The following is a 532-nucleotide window of genomic DNA, read 5'->3' as shown; positions in this document are numbered from 1 at the left end:
TGAGCTATGTATCCCTCTATTGGGACTATTTTAGATTGTGTAGTTAACCCCAAGCGCTCAAGATTCAAATAGTATGTATTAGCTAAACTTTTCGATTTATCCCCTGGCTCGTAAGTTAACCAACCAGACTCAGAGAGCTTCTTGATTGTGTTTGCAATAGATTGTCGAGATAACCCCGTCTCATCCATTAGAGCGCTGTAGCTAGGGAAACAAACTCCATCGCCATCAACAAATCTAAATAGCCCCAAGAGAAGCAGGCGCTGTGTTGATGGTAGATTTTCACGTTTCATTGCGTCAAAAAGTGGATGCATAATATCGAATTGGCTCCGCTTAAGTTTGTGTGTCATAATTTTCCTTATAGAAACTAAGAAAAACGCCAAGGGTTGCCGCCCATTTTGGCGTTTTTTTTTATCCACAGAAAATCATAACACCTAGTCAATATATAGACAACCCTAGTGTATGAGATACACCACCCTAGTCAACGTCATATACTAACCCTAGTAAACTAGGTTGACTCCAACAAACCATAGAA

General features: G+C 40.0%; 1 protein-coding gene. It reads right to left on the bottom strand.

The genetic code is table 11. From position 1 onward, the window contains the following. Positions 1-416: helix-turn-helix domain-containing protein (locus tag R7Z49_RS27295; RefSeq protein WP_318112798.1), on the bottom strand; the 416-nt coding region annotated here is incomplete at its 3' end. Positions 417-532 lie beyond the last annotated feature (116 nt).

This window comes from Vibrio sp. 1562 (assembly GCF_033340155.1).
In the GTDB taxonomy this organism is placed as follows: domain Bacteria; phylum Pseudomonadota; class Gammaproteobacteria; order Enterobacterales; family Vibrionaceae; genus Vibrio; species Vibrio alginolyticus.
Note: the sequence above shows the minus strand (reverse complement) of the source record. Positions and strands in the feature narration are given on the sequence as shown.